Genomic DNA, 7,030 nt, shown 5'->3' on the forward strand with positions numbered 1-7,030 from the left:
GCGGCCGGCGGCCCCCACCCGCTTTTCCTGCCCCGAGTACGCCGAGGGAAGGCCGTGGCCCGTGGATCAGCCGTTGTCACTCCAGTCCGTGCCCGCCTGGTTCGTCGTCCTGCCCGACACCGACGCGGCGGCCGCCCCCGCCGCCGGGGCGCTCCGCTTCGCCTCCCGCAGCCTGCCCCACGCCTCGGGGCGGCCGTGGATCGTCGGCCGCTGGGATCCGGGAACGACGGTGACCGGCGCGCACCGGGACGTGCGGGTCGCGGTGATGGGTGAGCACGCCGTCACGGCCGACGCCGCCGACCGGGCCGCCGCCGCGGCGGCCGGCACCGCCTCTCCGGCGGCGCTGGACCGCCTCGCCGGCTCGGCCGGCAGCTTCCACCTGCTGGCCAGTGGCGGCGGGCGGGTCCGGGTGCAGGGCGGCGTCTTCGGGCTGCACCGTGTCTTCCACGCCGAGGCGGCGACGCCCGGCGGGCCCGTGAGCCTGGCGTCCGACCGGGCCGACGTGCTCGCCGAACTCGTGGGCGCGGGCCTCGACGAGCGCCGCATCGCCCTCGAAATGCTCGCCTCGGGCGTCCCCTACCCGTGGCAGGGCGATCCGCTGTGGCGGGCGGTGCACGCCGTGCCCGGCGGCCACCGCCTGACGCTCGACGCCGGCGGCCGGCCGCGCACCACCCGGTGGTGGTCACCGCCCGACCCCGTCCTCCCGCTCGCCGCGGGCGCCGCGCACCTGAGGGAAGCGCTCGCCGAAGCCGTCGCCGTACGCACCCGCGGGCGCGACCTGGTCTCGTCCGACCTGGGCGGCCTGGACTCCACGGCGGTGTGCTGCACCGCGGCCCGCGGCGGCACCAAGGTCGTCGCCTACACCGCCGCCATCCACGACGAGGCCGGCGACGACGTGTACTGGTCCGAGCGCACCGTGCGGGCGATGAGCGGCATCGAGCACCACATCGTCCCGGCCCGCGAGGTCGCCATGACCTTCGACGGCGTCGACACCCTCCGGGACGTGCTCGACACGCCCAGCATCCTCACCGTCGACCGCAACCGCCGCATGGGCATCGTCGAACGCGCCGCGGCCCGCGGATCCGGCCTCCACCTCACCGGCCTGGGCGGTGACGAACTCCTGGCCGGCACGCCCGCCCGGCTGCACGCGCTGCTGCTCACCCACCCCTTCGCCGCCCTGCACGCGATACGCGGGTACGCCGCCAAATACTGCTGGAGCCGGCGAGCCGTGCTGCGCCGGCTCCTGGACCGCAGGTCCTACGACGCCTGGCTCGGCCGCCTCGCCCGGGACCTCACCGGGCCGCCGGCCCCGGCCGGCGAGCCGCTGCTCGACTGGGCCGTCCCGCCCCGCATGCCGCCCTGGGCCACGCCCGACGCGGTCGCCGCGGCACGGGAGCTGATCCGCACCCGCCCGGCGCCCACCCGGCCCCGCGGCCGGGACCGCGGCGAACACCGCGAACTGGTCGCCATGGATGGCATCTCGCAGTGGGTCCGGCACATCGGGCAGATGGCCGCGCCCCTGGGCATCGCGGTGTCCGCGCCCTACTACGACGCCCGCGTCGTCCAGGCGGCTCTCGCCGTACGCACCCGGGAACGGATCACCCCCTGGCGCTACAAGCCGCTCATCGCCGAAGCCATGCGCGGCGTCGTGCCCGAGGCCTGCCGTACGCGCGGCACCAAGGCCAACGCGACGTTCGAGGAGGAGGCGGGGCTGCGCCGCCACCGCCGGTCCCTGCTGGCGCTGTGCGAGGACTCCCGGCTGGTCCGGCTCGGCCTGGCCGACGGGAAGGCCCTGCGCGAGTGGTGCCGCCGCGCCCTCGCCGCGGAGACCGAGAGCTATCTGCTGCACCCGACCATCGCCTGCGAAGTGTGGCTGCGCTCGCGGGAGACGGTGCCCCTGCCCGCAGCCGACCGCGAGGAGTGAACCCGTGCCCGCACTCAAGCCCGGCGTCCTGATGACCGAGACCGAGTACGGCATGGCGCTGCTCGACCAGGACAGCGCCGAGTACTGGACGCTCAACCCGACGGCCGCCCTCGTTCTGCAGACGCTGCTGGACGGACACGGCCCCGAGCGAGCGGCCGAGCTCCTCACGGCGCGCTACGACGACGTGGACGCCGGACTCGCCGGCGAGGACGTCCGCCGCATCATCGGCGAGCTGAGCTCGGCGGGACTGCTCATCCCGTAGGCGGCCCGCCGCGTCGCAGGAGGCACGATGCCAAGTGGCCGGCCCCGCCCGCCTCATGAGCCCCTCCCGACCAACAAGGCGCATATGCCGAAGCACATATGACGAGGCATGTGTTGACGAGGCACGTATGAAGAAGAGGCACGCATGAAGAGGCAGGCATGACGACGCCGGAAGCGATTCCCTACCAGCCCCGTTCGGTCCCCCTGGGCCGCCGCTGCGCGGCCCGGCTGGCCGTGGGCTGCGCCCACCTGCTGGCCACCCAGCCCCCCGCCCGGATCCGCGCCGTCCTCGTCCGGCTGCGGCGCGGCGCCCGGCCCGCCACGCTCGCCGAGGCGAGCGCGGCCCTGCGGACCGTGCTCGCCGTGAGCCTCGCCGCCGGGGGCCACAAGGGCTGCCTGCCCCGCTCGCTGGCCACCGTGCTGCTGTGCCGCTGGTACGGCCACTGGCCCACCTGGTGCGTCGGCGTGCGCAACCGCCCGCCGTTCGCCGCGCACGCGTGGGTCGAGGCCGAAGGGGTCCTCGTCGGCGAGGGCGCCCCCGCCGACTACTTCCAGCGCTTCTTCACCGTGGAGTGAGCCGATGACCGCGGCACCCCCCGTGGAGTCCCCCCGCACAGGCGCCGCCGCACCCCCGCGGGAGCGCGGGCCGCAGGACCCGGGCCGCTCGTGGGCGGGGCAGCGGGCCCTGCTGCGGCACCTGCGCCCGCAGCGCCGCCGCATGGCCGCGGGCGTCCTCCTGGGGCTCGTCGGCAGCGTCATGGGACTGGCCCAGCCCCTGGCCGCCAAGCGCGTGGTCGACGACATGGGCCGGGGAGCCCCGGCGGCGGGGCCCGTCATCGTGCTCAGCCTGCTCGTGGTGGCCGGGGCGGTGCTCGCGGGGCTGGGGCACTACGTGCTCCAGTGGTCGGCCGAGACCGTCGTCTGCACCGCCCGCCGCCGCCTGACCGACCGTCTCCTGCGGCTGCGCGTGCCCGTCGTGGAGAGCGCCGAGCCCGGCGACCTGATATCCCGCGTCACGTCCGACACCACGCTGCTGCGCCAGTCCGCGCCCCAGGCGGTGTCGGCGGCGGTCACCGGCACCCTCGTCACCGCGGCGACCGTCGTCATGATGGGGCTGCTCGACGCCGTCCTGCTGGGCGTCACCCTGGCCGTGACCGCCTTCGTCGGCGTCGTGGCCGCGGTCGTGGCCCCGCGGATCGGCCGGGCCACGCGCCACACGCAGGAGGCGGTGGGGAGCATCGGGGCGGCGCTGGAGCGGGTGCTGGGCGCCTTCCGGACCATCAAGGCGTCCAGCGCCGAACGGCGGGAGGCCGAAGCGCTGCGCGGGGCGGCCGAACGCGCCCGGCGCACCGGGATCCGGGCCGCGGCGTGGGAGGCCGTCTCGGCGACGGCGTCGGCGGTGGTCGTCCAGGTCTGCTTCCTCGTGGTGCTCGGCGTGGGGGGCGCGCGCGTCACCTCCGGTGCGACGGACGTCTCCACGCTCGTCGCCTTCCTGCTCTACCTCTTCGCCCTCGCCCCGCGCATCGGGCAGCTCGTCGAGGGCGTCGGGCAGTTCCAGGTCGGCTCCGCGGCCGCCGTCCGCATCGCCGAGGTCGAACGGCTGGAGACCGAGCAGGAGGAGCGGGCCGGAGCCCCCGGCGACGAGGGCGCCGGGTCACCTCTCGGCGTGACGTTCGACCGGGTGAGCTTCGCGTACCGCCCCGGTCTGCCCCGCGTCCACCACGAGGTGTCCTTCACCGTCCCCGCGCGCGGCCTGACCGCGTTCGTCGGCCCGTCCGGCGCGGGCAAGACCACCGTCTTCTCCCTCATCGAGCGCTTCTACGAACAGGACGCGGGCCGCGTGCTCCTGGACGGCGAGGACATCCGGCACTGGCCGCTGACCCGGCTCCGCGCGTCCATCGGCTACGTGGAGCAGGACGTCCCCGTCCTCGCCGGCACCCTGCGCGCCAACCTGACGCTCGGCACCCCCGACCCCGGCCCCGAGGAGCTCGCCCGCGTCCTGCGGCTGGCCCGCCTCGACGTGCTCGCCGAACGCCTGCCGGAGGGCCTGGACACCGACGTCGGCCACCGCGGCAGCCGCCTCTCCGGCGGCGAGCGGCAGCGCGTGGCGATCGCCCGCGCCCTGCTCCGCCGCCCCGGCCTGCTCCTGCTCGACGAGGCCACGTCCCAGCTCGACGCCGCCAACGAGGCGGCCCTGCGCGACACCATCACCGAGACCGCCCGCCGCACCACCGTCCTGGTCATCGCCCACCGGCTCTCCACGGTGACCACGGCGGACCGCATCGTGGTCATGGAGGCGGGACGCGTACGCGCGGTCGGCACCCACACCGAGCTGATGACATGCGACGCCCTCTACCGCGACCTGGCCCGCACACAGCTGCTCGGCCGGTAGCCCGCGGACGGGCGTGTCCATCCATCCATCCATCCATCCGTGCGGCGCGACACTTGATCTCAAGCATGGTTGAGGTTCTAGCGTGCGGGGGTACCGACACTCCCTAGGAGAGCCCCATGGACATGGAAGTCACGGCGTGGACCTCGCTGCGCAGTGCGATGAGCGCCGAGCAGGGCCGGCGGCCCCTCTCGCGGGCCACGCTGCGCCGCATCGCCGCCTTCGCGCGCCCGCACCGGCGGAAGCTGGGGCAGTTCCTGCTGCTGAGCGTCGTCACGGCGCTCCTCGCGGTGGCGACGCCGGTGCTGGCCGGGCGGGTCGTCGGCGCCATCGTGCACGGCGACGACGCCGGGACCGTCGTCCGGCTCGCGCTGCTCATCGCCGCCATCGCCGTCGCCGAAGCCGGCCTGGGCCTGGTGACCCGCTGGCTGTCGGCGACCCTCGGCGAAGGGCTCATCCTCGACCTGCGGACCGCGGTCTTCGACCACGTCCAGCGCATGCCGGTCGCCTTCTTCACACGCACCCGCACCGGCGCGCTCGTCAGCCGCCTCAACAACGACGTGATCGGCGCGCAGCGGGCCTTCAGCAACACCCTCTCCGGCGTCGCCTCCAACATCGTCACTCTGCTCCTGACGCTCGGCGTGATGCTCAGCCTCTCCTGGCAGATCACGCTGCTCGCGCTCGTCCTGCTGCCGGTGTTCGTCGTGCCCGCCCGCCGCATGGGGGCGCGCATGGCCGGGCTGCAGCGCGAGGCCGCCGCGCACAACGCCGCGATGGGCAGCCGGATGACCGAGCGGTTCTCCGCACCGGGCGCGACCCTCGTCAAGCTGTTCGGCCGGCCCGCGGACGAGTCCGCCGAGTTCGCCGCCCGCGCCCGCGCGGTGCGGGACATCGGCGTGCGCACCGCCATGGCCCAGTCGGCGTTCATCACCGCCCTCACTCTCGTCTCCGCGCTCGCCCTGGCCCTCGTCTACGGCCTCGGTGGCTTCTACGCGCTGCACGGCAAGCTGGAGCCGGGCGCCGTCGTCGCGCTCGCCCTGCTCCTCACCCGTCTCTACGCCCCGCTGACCGCGCTGGCCGGGGCCCGCGTCGAGGTGATGAGCGCCCTCGTCAGCTTCGAGCGCGTCTTCGAGGTCCTCGACCTCGAACCGCTGATCGCCGAGAAGCCGGACGCGCGGCGGGTGCCGGACGGGCCGGTCTCCGTCGAGTTCGACGGCGTGCGGTTCGGCTACCCCTCCGCCGACAAGGTCTCCCTCGCCTCCCTGGAGGAGGTCGCCGGCCTCGACACACGGGGCGGCACCGAAGTCCTGCACGGCATCTCCTTCCGCGCCGAACCCGGCCGCATGGTCGCCCTCGTGGGCTCCTCCGGCGCGGGGAAGTCGACCATCGCCCAGCTCCTGCCGCGGCTGTACGACGCCGACGCCGGTTCCGTACGCCTCGGCGGCGTCGACGTGCGCGACCTGAGCGCCGAGTCCATCCGCGAGACCCTCGGCATGGTCACCCAGGACGGGCACCTCTTCCACGACACCGTCCGCGCCAACCTCCTCATCGCCCGGCCCGACGCGGCCGAGGACGAGATCTGGGACGCGCTGCGGCGCTCCCGCCTCGACGGCCTGGTGGCCGCCCTCCCCGACGGGCTGGACACGGTCGTCGGCGAGCGCGGCTACCGGCTCTCCGGCGGCGAGCGGCAGCGGCTGACCATCGCCCGCCTGCTGCTGGCCCGCCAGCGCGTCGTCATCCTGGACGAGGCGACCGCCCACCTCGACTCCACCTCCGAGGCCGCAGTCCAGGAAGCGCTGGCCGAGGCCCTGGAGGGCCGCACGGCCGTGGTGATCGCCCACCGGCTCTCCACCGTGCGGGCCGCCGACCTCATCCTCGTCATCGAGGACGGACGCGTCGTCGAACGCGGCACCCACAGCGAACTGCTGGCCGCGGGCGGCCGCTACGAGGAGCTGTACCGCACCCAGTTCGCCCGCGAGAAGGCCGACGGGGAAGCCGAGCCCGTCTGCTGACCGTACGTCCGCTCCCGGGCGGCCTGCTGAACGGAACGGCCCGTCTGAATGGAACGGCCCGTCTGAACGGAACGGCCCGTCTGAACGGAACGGCCCGTCTGAACGGAACGGCCCCTCCGCCGGCACCGTATGCCGGCGGACGGGCCGTCCGTACGCTGCTGCCCCGCGCTGCCGTTACTCGCCCTGGCGGAGCGCCACGGCCGCGCGCTTCACGGCGGCCGCGACGGATTCCGTCGCGCCCGGGTTGAAGACGCTGGGGATGATGTAGTTCGCGTTGAGCTCGTCCTCGGTGACGACGTCGGCCAGGGCCCGGGCGGCGGCCAGCATCATCTCGGTGTTGACCGTACGGGACTGCGCGTCCAGCAGGCCGCGGAAGACACCCGGGAAGACCAGCACGTTGTTGATCTGGTTCGGGAAGTCCGAACGGCCCGTGGCCACCACGGC

At 74.9% G+C, this 7,030-nt stretch carries 6 protein-coding genes; 5 read left to right on the forward strand and 1 reads right to left on the reverse strand.

Features of this window, described 5'->3' with window-relative positions:
• The first annotated feature begins 61 nt into the window (after window positions 1–61).
• The 5 genes from ACSNOH_RS32195 to ACSNOH_RS32215 all read left to right on the forward strand — a co-directional run bounded on the left by ACSNOH_RS32195 (window position 62) and on the right by ACSNOH_RS32215 (window position 6,586).
• Window positions 62–1,924 (forward strand): lasso peptide isopeptide bond-forming cyclase, encoded by a 1,863-nt coding sequence (locus ACSNOH_RS32195; protein WP_436724995.1) that lies wholly within the window; start codon window positions 62–64, stop codon window positions 1,922–1,924.
• A gap of 4 nt (window positions 1,925–1,928) precedes the next feature.
• A complete protein-coding gene (locus tag ACSNOH_RS32200; RefSeq protein WP_436724990.1) occupies window positions 1,929–2,186 on the forward strand; it encodes a lasso peptide biosynthesis PqqD family chaperone in 258 nt (85 codons plus the stop codon).
• A 158-nt stretch (window positions 2,187–2,344) separates the two neighbouring features.
• On the forward strand, window positions 2,345–2,761 hold the full coding sequence (locus ACSNOH_RS32205) for a lasso peptide biosynthesis B2 protein (RefSeq protein WP_436724991.1): 417 nt from the start codon (window positions 2,345–2,347) through the stop codon (window positions 2,759–2,761).
• A gap of 4 nt (window positions 2,762–2,765) precedes the next feature.
• A complete protein-coding gene (locus ACSNOH_RS32210) occupies window positions 2,766–4,577 on the forward strand; it encodes an ABC transporter ATP-binding protein (protein ID WP_436724992.1) in 1,812 nt (603 codons plus the stop codon).
• A gap of 116 nt (window positions 4,578–4,693) precedes the next feature.
• Window positions 4,694–6,586: an ABC transporter ATP-binding protein gene (locus tag ACSNOH_RS32215; RefSeq protein ID WP_436724993.1), complete on the forward strand. Its 1,893-nt coding sequence runs from the start codon at window positions 4,694–4,696 to the stop codon at window positions 6,584–6,586.
• Between the two features lie 174 nt (window positions 6,587–6,760).
• Here the strand turns inward: ACSNOH_RS32215 and ACSNOH_RS32220 are convergent.
• Window positions 6,761–7,030 (reverse strand): malic enzyme-like NAD(P)-binding protein (locus tag ACSNOH_RS32220; RefSeq protein WP_436724994.1); only part of this gene is annotated, 270 nt, incomplete at its 5' end.

This window comes from Streptomyces sp. URMC 127 (genome assembly GCF_051386535.1).
GTDB lineage: Bacteria > Actinomycetota > Actinomycetes > Streptomycetales > Streptomycetaceae > Streptomyces.